The sequence below is a fragment of the Cronobacter sp. HA18006 genome, from assembly GCF_011605445.1.
Classification (GTDB): Bacteria; Pseudomonadota; Gammaproteobacteria; order Enterobacterales; family Enterobacteriaceae; genus Cronobacter; species Cronobacter sakazakii.
Genome location: NZ_JAANQB010000021.1, coordinates 508,118 through 532,229, shown reverse-complemented (window position 1 = coordinate 532,229; position 24,112 = coordinate 508,118). Strand labels below are relative to the sequence as shown.

The window sequence follows — 24,112 nt, the reverse complement described above, 5'->3', positions numbered from 1 at the left end:
GCCCTGGCGGCTGCCCGTTTTTTTTCAGGGCTTCTGCCCGGCGTAGTAAGCCGCCAGATTCGCGATATCTTCATCCGACAACCCACTCACATAGGCCTTCATGATTTCCGCCTGCCCGCCGCTGCGCTCGCCTTTTTTGTACGCCTGAAGCGCATGTTCAAGATACGCCTCATTTTGCCCGGCGAGATTCGGATAAATGGGCGCGCTGGCTTTGCCGGACGCGCCGTGGCAGGCGACGCACATGACTGCTTTCTCTTCGCCTGCCGCCGCGTCGCCTTTGGCCTGCGCCGTCACGCTTAACGCCATCAGGCTCGCCAGCCATACGCCATGTTTAATCATCGTTGTGCTCCTTGTGCCAGACCAGACTCCAGCCCGGTTCGTTCTGCGCCTGGCCTTCACGGGTAATGAACAGGCCGGGGGCGCAAATGGGTTGCTCATCATAAAACAGGATTGGCGTTATCTCGCGCTGCCAGGGCGGCACCTGGAGTTCCTGCCAGAGTTTTTTCAGCGTGCGTCCGCGATCGCGCCCGACGATATACAACATCCCTGGCGCGCTGAAGCGCACCGAGACCGTTTCGCCGGGGCGCGGTGGACGCACGGCGTCGCCTGCCTCACCGAAAAGCAGGCAGCCCAGCGATTCCGGCAGGAGCAATGCCTTATGCGGATCGGGCCAGGCAAGCACCGTCTGGCGCTGCCCCTGCCGCGCTCTCACCCACCACAGCCGCCCCTGATAGCGCCGCGCTTCATAATCGCCGCATTTCAGGCGCGGCGCGGCATCCTCACGGCTTTGGGCCACTTCATCCCAGAGCCGTTGCAGCGTGGCGCGCGAAGGCATCGCCGCGTTCAGCGCGGCCAGCCAGCGGCGCAGCAGCGCGGCGCGTTTCAGCGCGCTCATGGTTTCAAGCGGCGCAATCGCGAGCGTTTTGCCATCCATCAGCGCGGCAAGCTCAGGTGCCAGCAGTTCATCCAGCAGTCGCTCCTGCTCGCCACAGAGTTGTGCGCTGCGCGCCGCCGCCTCAGTGAAGTGCGGCCAGCGCGCTTCCAGCGCAGGCAGAATGCGCAAGCGTAAAAAGTTGCGATCGAAGCGATCGTCCTCGTTGCTTTCATCGTCGATCCACACAAGCTGGTGGCGAGAGGCCCACGCCTCCAGCTGCGTGCGCGGCGTGTTCAGCAGCGGGCGCAGAAGAACGCTGCCCGCAAACGGCAGTTCGGCAGGCATCGCCGCCAGCCCCGCCGGGCCGCTGCCGCGCTTTAGCGCCAGCAGCAGGGTTTCGCACTGGTCATCGAGATGCTGCGCCGTCACCAGCGCTTCACCCGGCAGAAGTGCGGCTGCAAACGCCTGGTAGCGCGCCTTGCGGGCCTGCGCCTCAAGGCCTGAGCCGTCCTGCGCCAGCTCCACGTACGCCAGCTCAAACGGCACCTGCCAGCGGTGACAGAGCGCCTGACAGTGCGCCGACCAGCGGTCGGCGTTCGGGCTGATACCGTGATGAACGTGAATGGCGCGCAGACGCATTTCAGGGTGCGCCTCGCGCAGCCGCACCAGTTGATGGAGTAACACCGTCGAATCGAGCCCGCCGCTGTATGCCACCAGCAGCTGGCGTCGGCCCCGCAGGGCTGAGAGCAGAGAAGTGTCCATTGCATCGCAAGAAAGAAGAGCCATTGCCGGGCAACTTACCGGGCAATGGCGTCGGGAGCAAGCGTTACTGCTGGTAGAGCTCCAGCGGCAGGCCATCCGGATCGTTGAAGAACGTAAAGCGCTTGCCGGTGAGCGGATCCACACGTACCGCCTCGCACGTCACGCCGCGGCTTTCCAGAAACGCCACCGCCGTGTCGACATCGTCCACGCTGAATGCGAGATGGCGCAAACCGCAGGCTTCCGGGCGGCTCGGCCGCGCGGGCGGAAACGGAAACGAAAAGAGCTCGATCACGTACTGTCCGTTCAGCGCCAGATCGCCCTTCCAGGAATCGCGCGCCTCACGATAAACCTCTGACTGCAGGGTAAAGCCCAGCGTATCGCAGTAGAACGCTTTGCTGCGGTGGTAATCCGTCGCGATAATGGCGATATGGTGAATCTGTTTTAAACCCAGCATAATCCCTCCTTATGATTGTCTGGCACGTTACTGAGCCTCATGCGGCAAAACAAGGGGTTACTCGCTTTTTAGGACACGTACCCTATAGACGCCGTCTTCGCCGCACTTCGCGCCGTGGATATCCGTTTCAAAGCCGGGATAGTGCCTGCCGATGGAGCAGAGCATAAGCAGGAAATCGAGCACCGCGCGCGAATCGTCGGTGATCATCTCGCCGGGCATCACCAGCGGCACGCCGGGCGGATATGGCAGGATCATATTGGCAGACACCCGCCCGATCAGCTTTTCGATCTCCACCGTTTCGACATTGCCCTTCACCTGCTGCTGATACATTTCATGCGGCGTCATTTTCATTTCCGGCAGCACGTCAAACGCCCGCAGCATCAGATCCGGCAGATCGTGCTGCTGGATAAGCTTGTGGATCCCCTGCGCTAACTCCTGCACGCGCATGTTGCGGTAGAAATCGGGATCTTCCGCCCAGAGATCGGGCAGCATGTTTTTCACCCGCAGGTTGAGATCGTAGGCGCGCTTAAACTCCGTCAGGCCGCGCAGCAGGCCCATCGCGCGGGTTTTATCGATGCCAATGCTAAACAGGAACAGCAGATTGTATGGGCCGGTTTTCTCGACCACCACGCCGCGCTCGTCAAGAAACTTCGCGACCAGCGCCGCGGGGATCCCCTCTTTCTCCATATTGCCCTGCGCGTCCATGCCCGGCGTCAGGATCGTCACCTTCACCGGATCGAGATACATATGATCGCGGTCGGCATGGGTAAAACCGTGCCAGTCGTCGCCGGGCGTAATCGGCCAGCAGTCTGCTTCGTCAATCTCCTCTGGCTGCCAGATATCAAAGAACCAGCTGTCACTCTCCTCGCGAAGACGCTGTACCTCTTTGCGAAAATGCAGCGCGCGCTCCACCGAGCGGTTAATCAAGCGGCGGCCCGGATTACCGCGCAGCATCGCCGCGGCAGTTTCAATCGACGCCACCAGCGGATAACTCGGCGAGGTGGTGGTGTGCATCATGTACGCTTCGTTGAACGTCTCTTCGTCATAGTCGCCCTTAATATGGATAAGCGACGCCTGCGACAGCGCCGCCAGCATTTTGTGGGTCGACTGAGTTTCAAAGAACACTTTCCCCGGCACACGCTCGCCGCTCATGCCGCTCTTGCCCTTGTAGATCGGGTGAAAATGGGTGTAAGGCACCCAGGCGGAATCGAAATGGATCGAGGGAACGTCCAGCGTCTGCTTGATCCAGTTGGTGTTATACAGCAGCCCGTCGTAGGTGGAGTTGGTGATGACCGCATGGACCGGCCAGCTCGCGTCCGGCGTCTGCGCCACTTTTTGGGCGATCGACTCGCGGGTAAATTCCCGCTTCGGAATGCCGCCGAGAATACCGAGCGCATTACGCGTGGGCTTGAGCCATAGCGGCACAATATCGCTCATCATCAGCAGATGCGTCAGCGATTTATGGCAGTTGCGATCGATAAGCACCGTGCTGCCGGCGTGCGCGGCGTACATCCCGATGATTTTATTCGACGTGGATGTGCCGTTGGTCACCATATAGCTCTGCTCGGCCCCGAAAGTGCGGGCGATATACTCTTCCGCCTCCAGATGCGGCCCGGTGTGATCGAGCAGCGATCCAAGCTCGGTGACGGAGATCGAAACATCCGCCTTCAGCGTGTTGCCGCCAAAAAAATCGTAAAACAGGCAGCCGACCGGGCTTTTCTGATACGCCGTGCCGCCCATATGCCCTGGCGTGCAGAACGTATATTTGCCCTCTTTCACATAGGTAAACAGCGCTTTGGTAAACGGCGGCGTGATGTTGTCGAGATACTCCTGGGTGTACTGGCGAATGCGCGTCGCGATGTCGTCGGCAATGCCCAGCGAATACTCGAAAAACCAGAGCGCCATGCGCATCTCGTTGGCGCTGACATCCAGCGTTGAGTGCGTATTGATAAATGCATAAAGCGGCAGATATTCGTTGAGCTGATTGATTTCACAGCATAAATCGAGACTGTACTCATCCCAGTCGAAAATGACGCCACAGATGCGTGGGTTGTGCTCGATAAACTTCAGCAGATCGTTGCTGTTTTTCGGCCAGATTAGCTGAAAGCCCTGCTGCTGGAGCGCCGCCTGCAACTCTTTCATCGGCTCGTCTTTATAAAAAACGCCGTGCGGCCCCATGATGGCGATGATATTCACTGCTTACCCCCTGGCAAAAAAAACCGTCTGGTAAGCATAGTTGAGCGAAGCGGAACGACGGGCGAGAAGGCAAAAAACCTGCAATCCGCCGTTTGCCTTCTCGCGGTAATCATCCAAAAAGCCAGCCTGCAGGCTGGCTTTTTACGCTTACAGCGCGTTCCAGGCATCCTGCCAGTTAAGGCCTGCGCCTGGCTCATAGTAAGCAGGCGCCACACTGCACCAGCCGCCAGCCGGGAACGGCTTGCACTGATAAAGCGCGCCCTGGTTGAGCACGATGTCGCCCGGCTTCCAGCTATGGCTCGCGGTCCATGACGGGTAGCTCACGGGGCCAGCATCCGGCGTTTTCGCTTTCGCTTTCACGTTGAGGATATAGCTGGTGGTGTCGCTCAGTTTACCGTCGTCCACTTTCAGGCTGATGGTGTACTGCGCGTCGCTGGTGCTCTCTGGCGCGTTAAAGGTCACTACGCTCTTGTCTTTACCGCTCAGCGTCTGCCCGTTTTGCGCCATCCAGGTGTAGGTCAACGCGTCGCCGTTCGCATCGCTGGAGCCCGTCGCGCTCAGCGAGACTTTGCTGCCTGACTCAACCGCGCCCACCGGACCGCTGATACGCGCAACCGGCGCGACATTGCCTGAAGGGGTTGGAGACGGTTGTGGTTGCGGCTCAGGCTGCGGCGCGGGCGTAGTGCCGCCGGAGGCGTCGTTAACGATATTCACGTTAAAGTGATTCTGCACACATTTGGCATAATCCCCCTCTTTGAACGCGCTGAACGGCGTCTGGTAGCCCACCAGCTGACAGGCATAAGCCTGACCATCCGGCGTGGTGGTGCTCCAGCTCCAGTCCATTTCCCAGTAAATTGGCAGCGCGCCTGCCCCGCCTGCGTCAAACTGCTTCATTTTTTTACAGCCGAGGACTTCATCTGCCGGCACCGGCACTTTCAGGTATTTGGCAAACTCTTTGTAATACGCGATACGGTTCAGCGACTGGGCATTTTCCGCGTCGCCGCCACACTCAACGCCGCCGTTGATTATCTGGATGGTCACGCCAAAGCCGGGCACCAGCCCGTTCTCTTTATCGTGTTCGTTCGGCACCCAGGTGCCATCAATCACATGCAGCATGCCAGGCTTAGGCGGTTGCGGATAAACAAAGAAAAAGATCGCGCTGGCGAGATTCAGCCAGGTATCGGCGACCATTTCTGGTTTATCCAGTAGCGGACGCACATCGCCGTACATCGCGTCGGAGAACGGCCCGTAGTTGTAGTTATAGGAGAGCTGCTTGGCGCCACGCCCGAAATAACTCACATAATCGCCGTCTTTATCCTTGCCGCAGGGCCAGGTCTGCCCCTGCCAGGTATCCGGATTACATTCGCCGTTATAACCGCCCTTCTGCCCTTCGCTCCAGCCCATTTCGCGCAGATAGACCAGCGCCTGACGCCACTCCGGCTGCTCGCGCCAGCTCTCATGGCCGCCGGTCTCCTGTGCGAAGTGCGCAAACATGGTGGCGAGCGATTTCCGGCAAATAGCGTCAGCGTCGCGTCCGTCGCTGTAGCTGCCGCACACCGCCGGGAATTTGCCGACGGCTTTCAGAAAGTTGATGTAGGTGTATTCCGGCGCACGCAGCGGAAAGAGATATTCCCAGTCCTGCGCGCTCAGGATTTTCTCGACCCGCTTAACGTTGTCCGGGTTCGCGGCGCGCCCCGGCGCTATCTGCTCGACCTGCGCGTTATCCAGCGTGCGGATAGCGCTTTTTACCGACTGCATCAGTGGAAAATTGGTCAGCTCCTGCTCTTTTTTAGTGAGGTCGCTGGCGTTAAGGGTGTAAGGCGTGCTGCTGGTGAGTAGCGGCGCGGCCAGCGCCTGAGCGCCTGCAAGAACCCCTGCGGCACCAATCGCCGCGATTTTTGCTATTTCCATTCCGGTGTCCCCTTGTGGTTGTGGTTCACAAGCGAGTGTAGGAAGGGAGAAAGACGCGTCACCTCACGTTAACTCATTGCAAAAATCACATTTCATCAGCGACGAGCGACCATAAAAAAGGGCCGCTATCGCGACCCTCATTGAGATTTTTATCTGCCGTTTATCAGGCGTAACCGTAGCTCATCAGACGCTGATAACGGCGGTTGAGCAGATCGTCTTTGCTCAGCACATCGAGATCGGCGAGATCGGCAAGCAGCTGGGTTTTCAGCGACTGCGCCATGGCTTCCGGATTGCGGTGCGCGCCGCCCAGCGGTTCCGGGATAACGCTGTCGATAAGCTTCAGCTCTTTCAGGCGCGGCGCGATGATGCCCATCGCTTCTGCCGCAAGCGGCGCTTTATCGGCGCTTTTCCAGAGAATGGAAGCACAGCCTTCCGGCGAGATAACGGAATAGGTGCTGTATTGCAGCATATTCACTTTATCGCCAACACCGATGGCCAGCGCGCCGCCGGAGCCGCCTTCACCGATAACGGTACAAATAACCGGCACCTTCAGGCGAGACATTTCACGCAGGTTGCGGGCGATAGCCTCCGACTGACCGCGCTCTTCCGCGCCCACGCCCGGATACGCGCCAGGGGTGTCGATGAAAGTAATGATGGGCATGTTGAAACGCTCAGCCATTTCCATCAGGCGCAGCGCCTTACGGTAACCTTCCGGTGCGGGCATACCAAAGTTACGACGGATTTTCTCTTTGGTTTCACGGCCTTTCTGGTGGCCGATGATCATCACCGGACGCCCATCCAGACGCGCGATGCCGCCGACGATTGCTTTGTCGTCAGCGTAAGCGCGATCGCCTGCCAGTTCGTCAAATTCGTCAAACGCCAGGCGGACATAATCCAGGGTGTACGGACGCTGTGGATGACGCGCCAGCTGGGCAATCTGCCATGCGCCGAGATCGGCAAAGATTTTGCGCGTCAGTTCTACGCTTTTTTCACGCAGACGATGCACTTCTTCGTCGATGTTAATATCCAGTTTCTCATCCTGACGGCTAACCGCAGTCAGGGAATCGATTTTCGCTTCCAGCTCTGCAATCGGCTGTTCAAAATCAAGGAAATTCAGACTCATAGTATTCCTGTATTAGTCAAACTCCAGTTCCACCTGCTCCGAACCTGGCAGGCCACGCGGATTGAATCCAGCGATTCAGGGGCCTGGCACCTGATGCAACGCATCAGTCAAACTCCAGTTCCACCTGCTCTGAACCAATCAGGCCACGCAGATCGTTGAGTAAACGATCGTTCGGAGAGACACGCCACGTCGCGCCAAAGCGCAGCCGGGCGCGTGCATCCGCCCTCTGATAGTAGAGATGTACTGGAATGGTTCCCGAACGGTGGGGTTCCAGAGACTGACGGAGTCGGTTTAAAAGCTGGTCATCAATTTGCCTGTCCGTCAGCGAGATAGCAAGCCCACGCGCATACTTTTCGCGGGCTTCGTCAATGTCCATGACTTCGCGGGCGGTCATTTTAAGGCCACCGCTGAAGTCATCAAAGCTGACCTGTCCGCTGACGATAAGGATTCGGTCTTTTTCCAGCAGATGCTGGTATTTTTCCAGAGCGTCGGTGAACAACATCACTTCAAGACGCCCGGAACGGTCATCCAGCGTACAGATGCCGATACGATTGCCGCGCTTGGTGACCATAACCCGCGCGGCAATTATCAAACCCGCCGCCGTGGTCACTTTGCCACGTTCGGTAGGATGCATATCTTTTAAGCGCATGCCGCCGACATAACGCTCGATCTCTTTCAGGTACTGGTTGATGGGGTGACCGGTGAGATACAACCCCAGCGTTTCGCGCTCGCCATCCAGCACCACCTGCTCCGGCCACGGCTGACAGCTGGCGTAGGATTGCTCGATTTGCTCCGGCTCTTCCGCCAGCACGCCGAACATATCCGCCTGGCCGATAGCCTCGGCTTTCGCATGTTGATCCGCCGCTTTCAGCGCGTCGCCGAGCGAATTCATCAGCGCGGCGCGGTGCGGCCCGAGGCGGTCAAACGCCCCGGACATGATCAGTTTTTCCAGCACGCGGCGGTTAAGCTTTTTGGTGTCGGTACGGGCGCAGAGATCGAACAGCTCGCGGAAGTAGCCGTCTTTATTACGCGCCTCGATGATGGCCTCGATAGGGCCTTCGCCAACGCCTTTGATCGCGCCAATGCCGTAGACAATCTCCCCGTCGTCGTTGACGTGGAAATGGTACAGCCCGGAGTTGATATCCGGCGGCAGGATCTTAAGCCCCATGCGCCAGCACTCATCCACCAGCCCCACCACTTTATCGGTGTTGTCCATATCGGCGGTCATGACCGCCGCCATAAACTCCGCCGGATAGTGGGCTTTAAGCCACAGCGTCTGGTATGACACCAAAGCATAGGCGGCAGAGTGCGATTTGTTAAATCCGTACCCGGCGAATTTCTCCACCAGGTCGAAGATTTTCATCGCCAGCTCGCCGTCGATGCCGTTGTTTTTCGCGCCGTCTTCAAAGATGGAGCGCTGCTTGGCCATCTCTTCGGGTTTCTTTTTACCCATCGCACGACGGAGCATATCCGCGCCGCCGAGGGTATACCCTGAGAGCACCTGGGCTATCTGCATCACCTGTTCCTGATACAGAATGATGCCGTAGGTCGGCTCCAGCACCGGTTTCAGGCTTTCGTGCTGCCACTGAATATCCGGGTAAGAGATAGCCTCGCGTCCGTGCTTACGGTCGATAAAGTTATCCACCATGCCCGACTGCAGCGGCCCCGGACGGAATAGCGCCACCAGGGCTATCATATCTTCGAAGCAGTCTGGCTGCAGACGCTTGATGAGATCTTTCATGCCGCGCGATTCAAGCTGGAAAACTGCGGTGGTTTCCGAGCGCTGGAGCATATCGAAGCTTTTCTTGTCATCCAGCGGAATGGCCGCGATGTCGATAGGCTCCAGGCCCTGCTTCGCACGACGGGCGTTAATCATCTCCAGCGCCCAGTTGATAATGGTGAGCGTGCGCAGGCCTAAGAAGTCGAACTTCACCAGGCCCGCGTATTCCACGTCGTTTTTATCAAACTGCGTGACCGGGTGGTGCCCCATCTCGTCGCAATAGAGCGGCGCGAAATCGGTGATTTTGGTCGGCGCGATCACCACGCCACCGGCGTGTTTACCGGCGTTACGCGTTACGCCTTCGAGCTTGCGCGCCATGTCGATGAGGGCTTTGACCTCTTCATCGGCATCGTAAATTTCCTGCAGTTGCGGTTCGGCTTCAAACGCTTTGGCAAGCGTCATGCCCGGATCGGGTGGCACCAGTTTAGAGATGCGATCGACAAACCCGTAAGGATGCCCCAGCACGCGGCCTACGTCGCGGATCACCGCTTTCGCCGCCATGGTGCCGAAGGTAATAATCTGGGAAACCGCGTCGCGACCGTACATATCGGCCACGTGCTCAATCACCTGGTCGCGTTTTTCCATGCAGAAGTCGACGTCGAAGTCGGGCATGGAGACACGTTCCGGGTTAAGGAAACGTTCGAACAGCAGGTCAAATTCCAGCGGATCGAGATCGGTGATTTTCAGGGCATACGCCACCAGCGACCCCGCGCCCGAACCACGGCCCGGGCCTACCGGAATACCGTTATCCTTCGACCACTGGATAAACTCCATAACGATCAGGAAGTAACCAGGGAAGCCCATCTGGTTAATCACCTGGAGTTCAATATCCAGGCGCTCATCATATTCCGGGCGTTTCTGCGCGCGGACTTCCGGATCGGGGAACAGGAACTCAAGACGCTCTTCCAGGCCCTCTTTCGATTTCATGACCAGGAAATCTTCGGTGGTCATGTCGCCGGTCGGGAATTTCGGCAGGAAATATTCGCCAAGACGAACCGTCACGTTACAGCGACGGGCGATCTCCACGCTGTTTTCCAGCGCCTCCGGGAGATCGGAGAACAGCTCGCACATCTCCTCTTCGGTACGCAGATATTGCTGCGGCGAATAGTGGCGCGGCCTTTTCGGATCATCGAGCGTAAAGCCGTCGTGGATGGCGACGCGGATTTCGTGCGCGTCAAAATCGCCAGGCTCAATAAAGCGCACGTCATTCGTGGCGACGACCGGTATGCCTTTTTCTTCCGCCAGCGCGACGGCAGCATGCAAATACCGCTCTTCATCCGGACGTCCGGTACGCACCAGCTCCAGATAGTAGCGGTCCGGGAAATGCTCCTGATAAAACGCCAGCGCCTGCTCGGCCATAACGTTATTACCACGAAGTAAACACTTACCAACATCACCCTGACGACCGCCGGAGAGCAGGATCAGCCCTTCGCCAAGCTCCGCCAGCCACTGCTGGTCTATCCAGGGGCCAGCCGCGCCGTAACCACGCTGGTAGGCGCGTGAGATAAGCAGCGTCAGGTTCTGATAGCCGGTATTGTTCGCCGCCAGCACGGTGATATGCGAGAAGTCGTCGCCCAGCAGCTCGCACTGCATGTTGAAGTCGGCGCCGATAATCGGCTTGATGCCGACGCCATGCGCGCCGCCGTAGAATTTGACCAGCCCGCACAGGTTGGTGAAGTCAGTAATGGCAAAGGCAGGCATGCCAAGCGCGGCCGCCTTTTTTACCAGCGGCCCCGTTTTTGCCAGTCCATCAATCATGGAATAGTCACTGTGCACTCGCAGGTGCACAAAACGCGGTTCAGCCATTTCTGTTTCCGGTTAACTCTGTTTCGTCGTTAAGAGGCAATGCCCAGCGCGCGTCTGACCGGCGCAAAGCTACGCCGATGATGCGCCGTCGCGCCGTGCTCGGCAAGCCGCTCAAGGTGAAAGGCGGTCGGATAGCCCTTGTGCTGAGCAAATCCATATTGAGGAAAGGTGAGATCCAGTTCAGCCATTTCCGCATCGCGCGTTACTTTAGCCAGTATCGACGCGGCGCTGATTTCCGCCACGCGGCTGTCGCCTTTGACGACGGCCATGCTCGGCATCGGCAGGGCCGGGCAGCGGTTACCGTCTACCAGCACATATTCCGGCGTAACGGCAAGCCCCGCCACGGCGCGCTGCATGGCGAGCATCGTGGCGTGAAGAATATTGAGCTCGTCAATCTCGTGCGGTTCCGCGCGCCCGAGACTCCAGGCGATCGCTTTCTCTTTGATTTCATCAAACAGCGCGAGGCGACGCTTTTCAGAGAGCTTTTTAGAATCCGCCAGGCCGACGATGGGCTTGAGCGGATCGAGGATCACCGCAGCGGTGACTACAGCGCCGACCAGCGGGCCGCGGCCCACTTCATCAACGCCCGCCACCAGATGCGTATGGGGATAGATAAATTCCATCATTGCGCCAGTTCCAGCACCGCATCCGCCGCCTGTTCATCGGCATTGCAGCGGATCTGCTGATGCAGTTTACGGAAAGTGTCGTGCATCTCATGGCTCTGCTTGCCGTCAGCGAGCAGCGGCAACAGCGCGTCGGCGAGCTTCTGCGGCTCGCAGTCATCCTGGAGCAGCTCTTTCACCAGCTCGCGCCCCGCCAGCAGATTAGGCAGCGACACAAATTCAGTTTTCACCAGCCGTTTCGCCAGCCAGAAAGTGAAAGGCTTCATGCGATAACCGACGACCATCGGACATTTCGCCAGCATACATTCGAGCGCGGCGGTGCCAGAGGCAAGCAGCGCCGCGTCGCTTGCGATCATCGCTTCGCGCGCGTGACCGTCAAGCAGATGCGCGGTCAGCTCTGGCGCGACTTCCGCTTTGATACGCTCGAACTGTTCGCGCCGCTTCGCATTGACCAGCGGCACGACGATTTCGAGATCCGGGTAATGCTCGCGTAAACGCTGCGCGGTTTTCAGGAAGTCGGCGCTCAGCATCTCGACTTCCGCGCTGCGACTGCCCGGCAACAGGGCCAGACAACGGGCGTCGTGGGCGATACCGAGCACATCACGCGCCGCGTTTTTGTCCGGGTCCAGCGGCATCGCGTCCGCCATGGTATGGCCGATAAAGCGACACGGCACGTTAAATTTGTCATAAAACGCTTTTTCGAAAGGCAGAAACGCGAGCACCAGATTGGTGGCTCTGCCTATTTTGAAAACGCGTTTCTGACGCCAGGCCCAGACTGAAGGGCTGACGTAGTGAATCGTGCGAATGCCCTGCTTTTTCAGGTTGCCTTCCAGCGTGATGTTGAAATCCGGCGCGTCGATACCGACAAACACATCCGGTTTCAGCGCGGTGAAGCGCTCTGTGAGATCGGCGCGGATATGCAGCAGGCGGCGCAGGCGACCCAGCACTTCCACAATCCCCATCACGGCCAGCTCTTCCATCTCATACCAGGCTTCGCAGCCTTCGGCCTGCATACGCGGGCCCGCGACGCCGACAAAACGCGCGTTCGGCACGCGTGCTTTGAGCGCACGGATGAGACCGGCACCAAGAATATCGCCGGAGGTTTCTCCGGCGACCAGGGCAATCGTCAGCGGGCGGGTCATTAACGAATCAGACCACGCGTGGAACGGGCGAAGAAATCGTAGAACGGCTGCACTTCAGGATGTTTTGCGGCAATCTCTGCGATTTCCGGCTTCACTTCGTCCAGCGTCTTACCGCTGCGATAAAGCAGCTTGTAAGCGTTACGGATAGCGTGCAGCGCTTCTTTGCTGAAGCCGCGACGCTTAAGCCCTTCAATGTTCACACCAAACGGGGTCGCGTGGTTGCCCTGGGCGATGACGTAAGGCGGCACGTCCTGCGCGACGCCGGAGCAGCCGCCGACCATCACGTGCGCCCCGATGATGCAGAACTGATGCACGGCCGTCATGCCGCCGATGATTGCGAAATCATCCACGGAAACATGCCCGGCAAGCGTAGCGTTATTGGCAAGAATGCAGCGATTGCCTACTGTGCAGTCATGCGCGACGTGCGCATTAATCATCAGCAGGTTATCGCTGCCCACCTTCGTCAGACCACCACCCTGTGCCGTGCCGCGATGAATGGTGACGCTTTCGCGGATGCGGTTGCGATCGCCAATTTCGACGCGGGTCGGTTCGCCAGCATATTTCAGATCCTGGTTTACCTCGCCGATAGAGGCGAACTGATAAATCTCGTTATCGCGACCTATCGTAGTATGACCATTCACGACAACGTGCGATTTCAGTACGGTACCTTCACCGATTTCGACATCAGGGCCGACAATACAAAACGGACCAATGTGGGCGTTAGCGCCGATAATGGCGCCCTCTTCCACAATGGCGGTGGGATGAATAAAGGCGGTCTTATCAATCACGTATCAGGCCTCCCGGCTCCGTGCACACATCATGGTGGCTTCACACACCACTTTACCGTCAACCAGCGCGACGCCTTTGAAGCGGGTCACTCCACGGCGCGTTTTTTCAAAGGTAACTTCCATCACCATCTGGTCGCCTGGCACGACAGGGCGCTTAAAGCGCGCTTCATCGATGCCTGCAAAATAGTAAAGTTCACCCGGTTCCAGTTTGCCAACGCTTTTGAATGCCAGAATGCCGGTGGCCTGCGCCATGGCTTCTAAAATCAACACGCCCGGAAAAATGGGTTTACCAGGAAAGTGACCCTGGAAAAAAGGCTCGTTTACAGAGACATTTTTTACTGCGCGTAGAAAACGACCTTCCTCAAAATCCAGCACGCGATCCACCAGCAGGAATGGATAACGGTGCGGCAGAAGCTCTAAAATCTCTTCAATGTGCAGAGTATGAGTTTCAGTAGTCAAAATACTCTTCCTGTCTAAAAATATACTGAATGGGCAATAATAACACGGCCTGCGGCGATTCTGGATCGCTTGCAGGCCGCGGTTCTGTTGGCGGGCAGGCTTTATATACCGGCGAGTTAGTCTTGCTGAGTGACTTTACGCTCAACTGCTTTTAAGCGTTTGTTCATTTCATCAATATTCATCACCAGCGCCGCCGTTTTGCGCCACACTTTGTTCGGTTGCAGCGGTATGCCTGAAGAGTAGACCCCAGGTTCAGTAATAGGACGCATAACCATCCCCATCCCTGTTACCGTTACTTTGTCGCAGATTTCCATATGGCCGTTAATCACGCTGGCGCCGCCAATCATGCAATAGCGGCCGATTTTGAGGCTACCAGCCATGATGACACCGCCTGCGACCGCCGTATTGTCGCCAATCACGACGTTATGTGCAATCTGGCACTGATTATCAATGATCACGCCATTGCCGATAATAGTGTCATCAAGCGCGCCACGGTCGATCGTGGTACAGGCACCAATCTCAACGCGGTCACCGATAATGACGCGCCCAAGCTGCGGAATTTTAACCCAATTGCCGCGATCGTTGGCGTAGCCAAAGCCGTCCGCGCCGATAACGGTGCTGGACTGAATCAGGCAGTTTTCGCCAATCTGAATATCGTGATAAATGCTGACGTTCGCCCACAGGCGAGTACCGGCGCCAAGCTTGCTGTTCTTACCGACAAAACAGCCTGGGCCGATAACGACGTTGTCGCCAAGCTCTACGCCGGATTCAATCACAGCGTTAGCGCCAACGGCCACGTTATTGCCAAGCCGTGCGGAGGCGTCAATCACCGCGCTCGGCGCGATGCTGGACGCAGGCTGCGGCGTGGTATCAAGAATCTGAGCCATGCGCGCGTAAGTCAGGTAGGGATTTTTCACTACCAGCGCGGCACTGTTGGCAAAAGGAAGATCGGCCTCGGTCATGACGACCGCAGAGGCCTGGCAGTGCGCCAGTTGTTCACGGTAACGCGGGTTTACCATGAACGTGATTTGCCCTTCCTGCGCAGATTGCATGGAAGCGACGCCGGTGATGGCGATATCGCCATCACCGTGTAACTCCGCATCCAACTGCCGGGCTAAATCAGCCAGTCGAATTGAAGGCATTACTTATTTAACCTGTTTCAGCACATCGGCGGTGATGTCTTTTACATCGTTGCTGGTGTAAGCCACAGTATTGGCGTCTACCACCAGATCGATATCCTGGTCAGCAGCCACTTTTTTCACAGCGCTCTGGATACGAGTCACCAGCTTGCCGCGTTCTTCGTTAGAACGACGTGCACGATCCTGTTCGAACTGCTGCGCTTTGCTGGAGAACTCCTGGCGACCCGCCATGACGTCTTTCTCCAGTTTGCTGCGCTCGCTCGCCTTCATGGTAGAGCCGTCACGCTGCAGACGCTGCATTTTAGCCTGCAGGTCGGTTTCCATGCGCTGCAGTTCGCCGGCACGGCCTTTGAACTCATTTTCCAGCGTTTTAGAAACGCCAGTGCTCTGTGCAACCTGCTGGAACAGATTACCCATGTTAACTACAGCGATCTTGTCAGCAGCCTGAGCTGATGCTGCCATTGCCAAGCCAAGACCTGCAGCGAATAACCACTTTTTCACAATAAACTCCTTACCATCCCATATGTGCCCAAGAGCACTATTCTTTGCGTGGCCCGGATGCGTGCTATGCGCACGCACCGAAAGTCATCGCGACTGCTAAACGCATTCCCTTGTAATGAACATTACCAGGTCTTGCCAATATTGAACTGGAACTGTTCTGCTTTGTCTCCCTCGTATTTCTTGAACGGCTGGGCATAAGAGAACACCAGCGGCCCAAGTGGAGACATCCATTGTAACGCAATACCCGCGGACATACGGATGTTGCTTGGATCGCTATAATCCGGCACGCCTGCCGCACGCATTGCTGCGGTGTTTTTCCAGTTGGTATCCCAGACGGAACCCGCATCGGCAAACAGCGAGGTACGAACGGAGTTCGCGTACTTCTCGCTCAGGAACGGCGTCGGAGTAATAAACTCAAGGCTTGCGACGCCCATCGCGTTACCGCCGACGGCATCATCGGAAGAACAATAGCCACCCACCGCTTTGTCACAGTTATCCAGACCCGGACCGCTGTAATACACCGCTTTAGGACCGATGTTATTGGACTGGAAACCACGCACGGTGCTTGAACCACCCGCATAGAAGTTTTCATAGAACGGCATCTCTTTGCCGCCCAGACCATCGCCGTAACCCCAGCGCGTACGACCCAGAACCACCCACTTATGGTCGTCATCGATAGGCACATAGGTTGCTGTATCGAGCGTGACTTTATAGAACTCATTATCTGAGCCCGGAATCGTCACTTTACCGTTCAGGTTTACACGAGAACCCGACGTCGGGAAGAAGCCACGGTCAAGATGGTTGTACGTCCAGCCGTAGTTCAGCGTGAAGTCGTCCGCCGAGAAACCGTTGTCATCGGAGGTCGTTTTCGCACTCTGGCCTAAGGAATCCAGGTAACGCCACATCGCCACCTGCGGTTCCATATTCGACAGGTCATTGTGCACGTAACCTAAGCCGAGGCGCAGCGTGTTGTATTCGTTAACCGGGAAGCCCAGCGTACCATCCACACCATAGCTTTTGTTGGTGTAGGAGGAGAGATCGGCATCGTCCGCTTTAAAGTCGTTGTAGAAGATGCGCCCGCCGAGGCTCACGCCATCAACCGTAAAGTACGGGTTGGTGACGGAGAATTCAGAATACGTCTGGTAGTCGTTTTTGGTGCCGTTGATGCCAACGGAATAACCGGTACCGAGCCAGTTATCCTGCTGCACGCCAACCTGGAAGCTGACGCCGCTTTCGGTGCCGTAGCCCACGCCGAAGTTAAAGCTGCCGGTATTGCGTTCTTTAACTTTGTAGACCACATCAACCTGATCCGGGCTGCCGGAAACGCGCTGGGTATCCACATCCACGGTCTCGAAATAGCCGAGACGGTTCAGACGCTCTTTACCCTGATCGACCAGATCGCTGCCAAGCCACGCGCCTTCCATCTGACGCATTTCACGGCGCAGTACGGCATCTTTGGAGGTGTCGTTACCTTCAAAGCGAATTTTGCGTACATAGAAACGGTTGCCGGAATCGACATTCACATGCAGCTTAACGGTCTTATCGGCGTCGTTGATTTCCGGCTGCGTCTGTACGCGCGGATACGCATAACCGTAACGGCCAAGCAGTTTTTTGATGTCGTCTTCCATACGGGTCACTTTCGTGCCGTTGTAAAGTTCACCCGGCTGCATTTTGGTCAGCGACTCAATTTCAGCGGAGTGGCCGGCCAGGTTGCCGCTCACTTCAACGCCGGCAATCTTGTACTGATCGCCTTCGGTCACGTTGATGGTGACATAAATGCCTTTTTTATCCGGCGTCAGGCTGACCTGCGTGGAGTCGATATTGAAGCGCGCGTAACCGCGATCGAGGTAGTAGCTACGCAGCGTTTCGAGATCGCCCTGAAGTTTTTGCTTCTGGTATTTGCGATCGCCCACCACGTTCCACCACGGCACTTCATCACGCAGCTGGAAGTTGGAAATCAACTCTTCGGTGCTGAACGCACGGTTGCCGACAATGTTGATCTGCTGGATTTTGGCGGAGACGCCTTCCTGGAAGACAAGCTTCAGGTCAACGCGGTTACGCGGCAGCGGCGTGACCACGGCTTTTACGCTGGCGCTGTATTTACCGACGCTGTAGTAAAAGTCTTCCAGACCTTTTTCGATATCGGAAAGCGTGGTGCGGTCAAGGGATTCACCCACGCGCACGCCGGAGGCCTCGAGGTTCTGCTTGAGCATGTCATCTTTCACCGACTTGTTGCCGGAAAAAGTAATGCTGGCGATCGTCGGGCGCTCTTTCACCTGAACGAGCAGCGTATCGCCGTCGCGCAGCACCCGAACATCCTCGAAGTTGCCGGAGGCAAACAACGCACGGATAGTATTACTGATATCCTCGTCATTTACCGTGTCGCCAACGCGAACCGGCATGCTGAGGAGGGCCGCACCAACGGCGACTCGCTGCAGGCCTTCGAAATGAATGTCCTTCACTACGAACCCGTCTGCACCGTATACGGTGGCGCTGCTAAACAGCAGCGACGCTATGAGCAACTTTTTCATCGCCATCGTTGTTATGCGTTCTTCCTAACCTGCTCTCTATAGCCGAGAGAAATCATTGAAAAGTGCAAGCCCCATTAACAGCACCAGCAACATTGAGCCAATGCGATAACTAAAGTCTTGAACTCGCTCGGAAACCGGCCCGCCTTTAAGCTTCTCAATCGCCAGAAACAGCAGATGTCCCCCGTCGAGTACGGGTAGCGGGAACAGATTGATAATCCCTAAGTTCACGCTGATCAGCGCCAGAAACATCAGGTAGTAAATCAACCCGAACTCCGCTGACATCCCTGCTCCCTGGGCTATCGAGATTGGCCCACTGAGGTTGTTCAGTTTAACGTCGCCGGTCAGTAATTTTCCCAGCATGTTGACCGTCAGCTTCATCAGCTGCCACGTTTTCTCCGAGGCTTCTGCTATCGCGTTAAACGGCCCATACTGGCGCACTGTTTTGTACTCATCAGGCAGCGGCGCAATTTTCGGCACTACGCCTGCAAACCCTTCCGCCTTTTCATTACCGGGTTTTGTATCCGGTATCAGCGTCAAAGACAAGGGGCTGCCCTGTCTTTCTATTTCGATTGCGAGCGGGCGCGCCGGATTATCGCGCACCATCGTCACAAAGGTCGACCACTCACTGAGCGGCTGACCATCGACTTTAACGATCCTGTCTCCGGCTTGCAAACCCGCTTTACTGGCGGCCGACTTCGGCTGAACCTGTGCAAGCACCGGTTCAATCTTCGGACCAAACGGCCTGATACCAAGCGACGCGACCGGATCTTCTTTATCCGGTTCGAACTGCCACTGACGCAGATCGAGCACTTTATCCGTGGTCGCCGTGTCGCCTGGCGAGGCAATGCTGAGCGTCACGTTCTTGTCGCCGATACGGCCAACCAGCTCAAGACGCACAGCATCCCAGTCTGGCGTTTCGATGCCATCTACGGCTTTTAGTTCCGTGCCAGGTTCGATTTGTGCCTTCGCCGCGATGGAATTGGGCGTTATTTCACCAATCACCGGTTTAAGGCCCGGCACACCCATCATGAAAACGAGCCAGTAGGCGAAAATAGCGAAGAGAAAATTGGCGATGGGTCCGGCGGCGATAATTGCCGCACGCTGCGACACGGTTTTATTGTTGAAGGCTTCGTGGCGTCGTTCCGGCGCAACCGGCTCCACGCGCTCGTCAAGCATTTTGACATAGCCGCCGAGCGGGATCAGGGCAATGACATATTCGGTGCCGTGGCGGTCAGTGCGCCGCCACAACGCCTTACCAAAGCCGACGGAGAAGCGCTCTACACGCACGCCGACTTTACGGGCAACCCAGAAATGGCCGAACTCATGCACCGTGATAAGAACGCCCAGTGCGATAATAAAAGCCGCCAGATTCCAGAGTATGCTCAACATAATTTATTCCGTTAAATCGTCCTGAAGACCAACAGCAGCAGACAGGCGAAAACCGGCACCGCTGCCGTCAGGCTGTCGATACGATCGAGAATGCCGCCGTGGCCTGGGATCAGATGTCCGCTGTCTTTAATGCCCGCCTCGCGCTTAAACATGCTCTCGGTCAGGTCACCCAGTACAGAGGCCAGCGCAGCGACAATAGAACAGGTCAACAGCGTAACCGGCGCAACGTTCAGATCCGCCCACGCGCCGTAAATCCAGGAGATGATCGCAGCGGTTACGAGGCCACCGATAAAGCCCTGCCAGGTTTTCCCCGGAGAGACTTTCGGCGCAAGTTTATGCTTGCCGAACATTTTACCGAACATATACGCGCCGGAATCCGCTCCCCAGACGAGGAACATGACATACAGCAGCCAGAGCGCGCCGCTGTAGTGATTCGCGTCGTAATGCCAGGCGCGCAGCGCCACCATGCCCCAGAAAAACGGGACAATCGTCAGCAAGCCAAACACCAGACGCAGCGCTTTTGAATGCCGCCAGAATGCCGCGGATTTCGGGTAGAACAACACCAGCAACAGCGCGACCACCCACCAGCCCAGCGACGCCCAGAGCGCGCCTTCGACCAGCGGAGCGCTAATTGGCGCCTGGTAAATCGGCAGAAAAAAGAGCATCAGCGCCAGAAGCAGCCCGCAAAGCAGCGCCAGCCATACCCGCTGAGATCGGGAAGTAAAACCGCTCAGTTGCCCCCATTCCCAGGCGGCCAGCACGCAGACGACCAGCGTCGCCATCGCGAACCCCATCGGCGGCAACAAAAACAGCGCGGCGATAACAACCGGTATTAAAACAAACGCAGAAATCAGGCGATACTTCAGCAAAAGCTACCCCCATCAGGCATCGATGCCGCCAGGTGCCGTGCCGCCGAACCGTCTTTCCCGGTTGGCAAAGGCATTTAGCGCACCTTCAAAGTCTTGTTCATCAAAATCAGGCCAGAGAACATCGGTAAAATAGAGCTCTGCATAGGCAATTTGCCACAGCAGGAAATTACTGATTCGATGCTCTCCCCCTGTCCTAATCACTAAATCTACGGGAGCCAGCTCATGCATGCAGATTTGCTTACTGAGCATCTCTTCATCAATCTGGTCAGGACGTAATAATCCTTCCTGGACCTGCGCCGCTAACTGCTGCACTCCCTGAATAATATCCCAACGTCCGCCATAATTCGCGGCGATATTCAGCGTCAGGCCAGTATTCTGGCTGGTTAACGCTTCGGCTTTGTGGATACGATCCTGCAAACGAGTATTGAAACGGCTAATATCGCCGATAACCCGCAGACGCACATTATGGCGATGCAGGCTTTTAACTTCGCTGTCGAGCGCCCAGACAAATAACTCCATCAGCGCGCTGACTTCCTGGGCAGGACGGTTCCAGTTTTCGCTGCTGAATGCGTAAAGCGTCAGTGCCTCAATACCATTGTTTGCAGCGAAAGAAACCGCGCGGCGAACCGACTTCGCCCCCGCTTTATGACCAAAGGCTCTGATTTTCCCTTGTCTTTTCGCCCAGCGGCCGTTGCCATCCATAATAATGGCAACATGGCGCGCGCCATGTGCGGGCAAGTTTTCGCTTAATGGAAGGTTTACAGACAACATAACGCGTATTTATTCCCTGATAAGGATTAAGCGGTACTCAGGAATACTGAAGCCTTTGCATAAAAAAGCCGTGACAACCACGGCTCGCCCGACAGGCCAGGCTCACCCACCCGTATTCAGGTGGCGCAGACTATATCACCGAAGCAGAGCGCTCACAAATAACCTCGCCTTCACCGTATGATTAATCATCAGCTTGCGAGACGCGTCACCCGTTTCTGCGCAACAACACGCGCTTCGGCGTCGACGGTGAGCACTTCATCCACACTTTGCGGTTCGCGAAGATCCATTTCATCCAGCACCGCCTGATTAAGCGCTGCGATATCCGTAAAACGAATCTCTCCGGCAAGAAAAGCGGCGACCGTAATTTCATTCGCCGCGTTAAGCGCTGTCGTCGCCGCCTGCCCTTTTTCGAAGGCATCAATGGCAAGCTTCAGACACGGATAACGCTGATAATCCGGTTCACCGAAGCTCAACGTCGCTATCTTGCAAAAATCCAGGTGCTGTACGCCGGAAGGAACGCGCGCCGGCCAGGCCATCGTATGCGCGATGGGGGTGCGCATATCGGGTTCGCCCAGTTGTGCCAGCACGCTGCCGTCAGCATAACGTACCATGGAATGAATCACCGACTGTGGATGAATCAATACTTCCATCTGGTCTGCCCGGGCATTAAAAAGCCAGCGAGCTTCAATGTATTCGAGACCTTTATTCATCATGGTAGCCGAATCGACGGATATTTTACGCCCCATCGACCAGTTAGGATGACGGCACGCCTGGTCTGGCGTCATTGCGGCCAGTTCAGGCAAAGGCGTCTGTCGAAACGGTCCACCAGATCCGGTGAGGATAATCGAAGAAACTCCGCTTTCCTCAAGTTTAGCGTACCCCAGGTTGTGTTGAATTGTTGCCGGTAAACTCTGAAAAATCGCGTTATGCTCGCTGTCCACCGGCAGCAGTTGCGCCCCGCTCTGCGCGACCGCGTCCATAAAAAGTCGCCCGCAGGTCACCAGCGATTCTTTATTCGCCAGTAACACTTGCTTACCGGCGGCGATAGCCGCAAGCGTCGGCAGAAGCCCGGCGGCACCGACAATGGCCGCCATCACCTGGGTCACATCGTCGAGCGCCGCCATCTCGCAGGCGGCGTCGCGCCCGGCCAACACTTCAGTGCGGCTGCCGTGCTGGCGCAGCGTTTCGCGCAATTCACGGGCGCTCGCCTCATCATCCATTACCGCGAAACGGGGGCGAAACTCCAGGCATTGCTCAACCATTCTGGCGACATTCTTTCCCGCCACCAGGGCGGTCACCGAAAATTCTTCCGGATTATGGCGAATAACATCAAGGGTGCTGCAACCGATAGAGCCGGTTGAGCCGAGAATGGTTAAATGCTTCATGAGGCGCTCAACGTGAAATAAGAATAAACGCATCGCGCAGGCGCGCGATCCAATGCAAAACGCCGCCAGCGAAAACCGCGATGCGGCTCTCCTGTACGGCGTTTACAGTATCATCAGAAAGGGCTTAGAACTGCATCAGCTCGGCTTCTTTATCAGCCAGCGCCGCGTCCACTTTCTTGATGGCGGCGTCAGTCAGTTTCTGAACGTCGTCCTGAGAGCGGCGATCTTCATCTTCGCCAATCTCTTTATCTTTCAGCAGCGCTTTGACTTTATCGTTCGCGTCGCGACGGACGTTACGGATAGCGACGCGCGCCTGCTCAGCTTCGCCACGCACCACTTTGATGAGGTCTTTACGACGCTCCTCAGTCAGCGGCGGCAGCGGAACGCGGATATCGCTGCCCGCGGAGCTTGGGTTCAGACCGAGGTCAGATGCCATAATCGCTTTCTCAACGGCCGGGCCCATGGAGCGATCGAACACGTTGATTTTCAGCGTACGGGAGTCTTCTACGGTGACGTTAGCCAGCTGACGCAGCGGCGTCGGCGTGCCGTAGTATTCCACCACGATCCCGTCCAGCAGGCTCGGGGAAGCGCGGCCGGTACGCACTTTGCTGATTTGGGTTTTGAATGCTTCAACGCACTTGTCCATGCGTACTTCAGCATCTTTTCTGATATCGCTAATCACGTTACGAATCCTTGAAAACTGGTTATCAGGCAGACCACACCCGCGCCACGATGCCTTGCGGCTGCGTGCTAAGTATAGCCTTCTTTATCTTGCGGCACCCGACGGGTCGCCTGGTCACGGAAACTGATTTTAAAGCGGAATCTTACCCTGATTCCCTTCAAACGAAAATTATTCCGTAATCAAAGTGCCTTCTTTTTCGCCCATTACCACGCGGCGCAGCGCGCCCGGCTTATTCATGTTGAAAACACGAATCGGCAATTTGTGGTCGCGTGCGAGCGTAAAGGCCGCCAGATCCATCACTTTCAGCTCTTTTTCGAGCACTTCCTGATAGGAAAGCTGATCGTAGAGCGTCGCGGTCGGATCTTTCATCGGGTCTGCGGAGTAGACGCCGTCTACTTTCGTCGCCTTCAGCACCACTTCCGCTTCGATTTCGATGCCGCGCAGGCAGGCGGCGGAATCGGTGGTAAAGAACGGGTTGCCGGTACCGGCGGAGAAAATAACCACGCGGTTGTTACGCAGCAGGCTGATAGCTTCAGCCCAGCTGTAGTTGTCGCACACGCCGTTTAACGGGAAGGCAGACATCAGGCGAGCGTTAACATAGGCGCGATGCAGCGCGTCGCGCATCGCAAGGCCGTTCATTACGGTCGCGAGCATACCCATGTGGTCGCCCACGACACGGTTCATACCGGCTTTGGCAAGGCCAGCGCCGCGGAATAAGTTGCCGCCGCCGATCACCACCCCGACCTGGATGCCCAGCTCCACCAGCTCTTTAATTTCCTGCGCCATGCGATCCAGAATGCTCGCATCAATACCGAAGCCTTCTGCTCCTTGCAGCGCTTCGCCACTCAGCTTGAGCAGAATGCGTTTATAGACGGGTTTTGCATTGGTAGCCATGTTTCTTTCCTGGAACTGTCAACGAATGGGATG

Annotated in this window: 20 protein-coding genes; all 20 read right to left on the bottom strand. The window is 56.8% G+C overall.

Features of this window, described 5'->3' with window-relative positions; genetic code table 11:
- Positions 1-24: 24 nt before the first annotated feature.
- Positions 25-339: a cytochrome c gene (locus G9X48_RS14580; protein ID WP_029039290.1), complete on the bottom strand. Its 315-nt coding sequence runs from the start codon at positions 337-339 to the stop codon at positions 25-27.
- Positions 332-1,636 carry a tRNA lysidine(34) synthetase TilS gene (gene tilS, locus G9X48_RS14575; RefSeq protein WP_097648134.1) on the bottom strand — a complete coding sequence of 435 codons (1,305 nt, stop codon included), beginning with the start codon at positions 1,634-1,636 and terminating at the stop codon, positions 332-334. Before tilS ends, G9X48_RS14580 begins: the two co-directional genes overlap by 8 nt.
- A 64-nt stretch (positions 1,637-1,700) precedes the next feature.
- Entirely contained in the window at positions 1,701-2,090 is a 390-nt protein-coding gene (locus G9X48_RS14570) for a VOC family protein (RefSeq protein WP_007790895.1), read from the bottom strand.
- A gap of 57 nt (positions 2,091-2,147) precedes the next feature.
- On the bottom strand, positions 2,148-4,286 hold the full coding sequence (locus G9X48_RS14565) for a lysine decarboxylase LdcC (RefSeq protein ID WP_097641831.1): 2,139 nt from the start codon (positions 4,284-4,286) through the stop codon (positions 2,148-2,150).
- Positions 4,287-4,433: 147 nt separating this feature from the next.
- Positions 4,434-6,197, bottom strand: coding sequence for a chitinase (locus G9X48_RS14560; RefSeq protein ID WP_007864558.1), 1,764 nt, complete (start codon positions 6,195-6,197; stop codon positions 4,434-4,436).
- Positions 6,198-6,360: 163 nt separating this feature from the next.
- On the bottom strand, positions 6,361-7,320 hold the full coding sequence (gene accA, locus G9X48_RS14555) for an acetyl-CoA carboxylase carboxyl transferase subunit alpha (RefSeq protein ID WP_004386121.1): 960 nt from the start codon (positions 7,318-7,320) through the stop codon (positions 6,361-6,363).
- Positions 7,321-7,423: 103 nt separating this feature from the next.
- On the bottom strand, positions 7,424-10,906 hold the full coding sequence (gene dnaE, locus G9X48_RS14550; RefSeq protein ID WP_004386122.1) for a DNA polymerase III subunit alpha: 3,483 nt from the start codon (positions 10,904-10,906) through the stop codon (positions 7,424-7,426).
- A 29-nt stretch (positions 10,907-10,935) separates the two neighbouring features.
- Positions 10,936-11,532 carry a ribonuclease HII gene (rnhB, locus tag G9X48_RS14545; protein WP_007896690.1) on the bottom strand — a complete coding sequence of 199 codons (597 nt, stop codon included), beginning with the start codon at positions 11,530-11,532 and terminating at the stop codon, positions 10,936-10,938.
- Positions 11,529-12,671, bottom strand: coding sequence for a lipid-A-disaccharide synthase (gene lpxB, locus G9X48_RS14540; RefSeq protein ID WP_004386125.1), 1,143 nt, complete (start codon positions 12,669-12,671; stop codon positions 11,529-11,531). The genes rnhB and lpxB overlap by 4 nt, the downstream gene beginning before the upstream one ends.
- Positions 12,671-13,459 (bottom strand): acyl-ACP--UDP-N-acetylglucosamine O-acyltransferase, encoded by a 789-nt coding sequence (gene lpxA, locus G9X48_RS14535; protein WP_029039294.1) that lies wholly within the window; start codon positions 13,457-13,459, stop codon positions 12,671-12,673. Before lpxA ends, lpxB begins: the two co-directional genes overlap by 1 nt.
- 3 nt (positions 13,460-13,462) lie before the next feature.
- A complete protein-coding gene (gene fabZ, locus G9X48_RS14530; protein ID WP_004386127.1) occupies positions 13,463-13,918 on the bottom strand; it encodes a 3-hydroxyacyl-ACP dehydratase FabZ in 456 nt (151 codons plus the stop codon).
- 116 nt (positions 13,919-14,034) lie between these two features.
- Positions 14,035-15,060: a UDP-3-O-(3-hydroxymyristoyl)glucosamine N-acyltransferase gene (gene lpxD, locus G9X48_RS14525; protein ID WP_012125710.1), complete on the bottom strand. Its 1,026-nt coding sequence runs from the start codon at positions 15,058-15,060 to the stop codon at positions 14,035-14,037.
- 3 nt (positions 15,061-15,063) lie between these two features.
- Complete coding sequence (gene skp, locus G9X48_RS14520) at positions 15,064-15,558, bottom strand: molecular chaperone Skp (RefSeq protein WP_004386129.1); 495 nt, start codon at positions 15,556-15,558, stop codon at positions 15,064-15,066.
- 122 nt (positions 15,559-15,680) lie between these two features.
- Positions 15,681-18,095, bottom strand: a complete 2,415-nt coding sequence (gene bamA, locus G9X48_RS14515; RefSeq protein ID WP_004386130.1) for an outer membrane protein assembly factor BamA — start codon at positions 18,093-18,095, stop codon at positions 15,681-15,683.
- A 30-nt stretch (positions 18,096-18,125) separates the two neighbouring features.
- Positions 18,126-19,478, bottom strand: a complete 1,353-nt coding sequence (gene rseP / locus G9X48_RS14510; protein WP_097641742.1) for a sigma E protease regulator RseP — start codon at positions 19,476-19,478, stop codon at positions 18,126-18,128.
- An 11-nt stretch (positions 19,479-19,489) separates the two neighbouring features.
- Positions 19,490-20,347: a phosphatidate cytidylyltransferase gene (gene cdsA, locus G9X48_RS14505; protein ID WP_097641743.1), complete on the bottom strand. Its 858-nt coding sequence runs from the start codon at positions 20,345-20,347 to the stop codon at positions 19,490-19,492.
- A gap of 12 nt (positions 20,348-20,359) precedes the next feature.
- On the bottom strand, positions 20,360-21,118 hold the full coding sequence (gene ispU, locus G9X48_RS14500; RefSeq protein ID WP_004386134.1) for a (2E,6E)-farnesyl-diphosphate-specific ditrans,polycis-undecaprenyl-diphosphate synthase: 759 nt from the start codon (positions 21,116-21,118) through the stop codon (positions 20,360-20,362).
- Positions 21,119-21,306: 188 nt separating this feature from the next.
- Entirely contained in the window at positions 21,307-22,503 is a 1,197-nt protein-coding gene (ispC, locus tag G9X48_RS14495) for a 1-deoxy-D-xylulose-5-phosphate reductoisomerase (RefSeq protein WP_032989011.1), read from the bottom strand.
- A 124-nt stretch (positions 22,504-22,627) separates the two neighbouring features.
- Entirely contained in the window at positions 22,628-23,185 is a 558-nt protein-coding gene (gene frr / locus G9X48_RS14490) for a ribosome recycling factor (RefSeq protein ID WP_004386136.1), read from the bottom strand.
- Between the two features lie 168 nt (positions 23,186-23,353).
- A complete protein-coding gene (gene pyrH, locus G9X48_RS14485; RefSeq protein WP_004386137.1) occupies positions 23,354-24,079 on the bottom strand; it encodes a UMP kinase in 726 nt (241 codons plus the stop codon).
- Positions 24,080-24,112 lie beyond the last annotated feature (33 nt).